The sequence below is a fragment of the Streptococcus sp. HMSC070B10 genome (genome assembly GCF_001808665.1).
In the GTDB taxonomy this organism is placed as follows: domain Bacteria; phylum Bacillota; class Bacilli; order Lactobacillales; family Streptococcaceae; genus Streptococcus.
In genome coordinates this window covers 377-1,701 of the sequence record NZ_KV794149.1, presented here as the reverse complement: position 1 = coordinate 1,701, position 1,325 = coordinate 377, and the positions used below count along the sequence as shown (strand labels likewise).

2 protein-coding genes are annotated in these 1,325 nt (G+C 42.1%); both read right to left on the bottom strand.

The window, feature by feature from the left end; genetic code table 11:
* The coding region (locus HMPREF2613_RS01420) for a DUF1366 domain-containing protein (RefSeq protein ID WP_070478457.1) at window positions 1-478 on the bottom strand (478 nt) is incomplete at its 3' end.
* A gap of 17 nt (window positions 479-495) precedes the next feature.
* Window positions 496-1,325, bottom strand: an 830-nt coding sequence (locus tag HMPREF2613_RS01415; RefSeq protein WP_222563120.1) for a DUF859 family phage minor structural protein, incomplete at its 5' end; no start/stop codon positions are given.

The following is a 1,325-nucleotide window of genomic DNA, read 5'->3' as shown; positions in this document are numbered from 1 at the left end:
GCCATTTTGGATTCGTATCAAACGGATAAGGCATTGCCACGATGTCACCATTTGCATAGCGAGTGCTCTTGACAAGCGGCTTAACAAATGCTGCCACCTTGCCATAGGCGTTGGTAGGCATGCCCCCATTTTGAGAGATTGCTAGGGCGATGAGAACCTCAGTGATAGCTGATACCGTGTCCAAGTTTTCCTTGTTTTCGGTTCCAGTTTGTTCTAATCTAGCAGCCATTTCTTTATTTTGTTTTAGCTGCTCATCTACTTTATTGAATTTTTCATTTTCGGCACGTTGTGGGAAATTCTCTTGATAAAGAGCTTCCAGGGCGAGTTCAAATAGCTCTGTGTTTGATAGGCTGATTTTATCAGCCGGTAGCATGATAGGCACGATTGCACCGTCAGCGTTTACTAGCGTCACCTTGGTTGCTGATGCAACACCACTTGCATCAAATTCTTGTGATTTTGAGCCATATTCTAGTTTCATATATATATTCCTTTCATTTATTGAGGATAAGGGTCATTTGTAATATAAGTTATTGTGCCTGTCCAGTATTTATTTCCTGGTGATTTACTTGTCAGACGGATTTTCCCATCCGAGGCAAGGTGTAAGATAGCCGTACCTGTTACTGTTGAGTCAGACAATCCTTGTAAAACCAAGTTAACCTCTTGAGCTGGTCTAAATCCAGCTGGTATTGTTTCTTTGACTTCTCGATAGTCTGAAATTGTGGCAATGTCTGCGATTTTTCTTTCGGTTGAAATTGTGACAAGATTGCCATTTCTTGTTACGTTGCCGTTAATGAACCAACCTAGCTCAATCTTTCTTGTAGCAATTTTCTGCAAGTCATCTTTGGTAGCAATCTCTTTCCATTGAGATGGACTCCATCTACTGTTATTGTTGTAAGTCCTAAAGAAAAACCTATTTGAGCTTAACCCTGTGAAAAATTGGACGCCTTTCCAACTATCAAGCCAAAAATTTTGATACAGACCCCAGTCGCCATTTCTACCTGTTGGATTGTCATCGTATTTACCAGACCTCCACCCGAACTCCGTGCCTTGCTTATTCCAAACATCATTCCATTGAGCACTACCTCTACCTAGACCTCCATTGTTATCAGTCAGCTGATATTGCTGTATGGGTTTGTTGTCTGCGTAGATGTTGCCCTTGACATCAAGAGCGCCTTGCTCCCTGATTTTGTTGATACCGACACCTGAACGGTCATAAGAGAATACCACGCTTTCAGTGGCCACGTTGACCATAAACTCAGTCCGAGTGAATTTGTCCTCAAGGATACCGATTACAACCCATGACTGATTAGCTAGATAATTCCCTG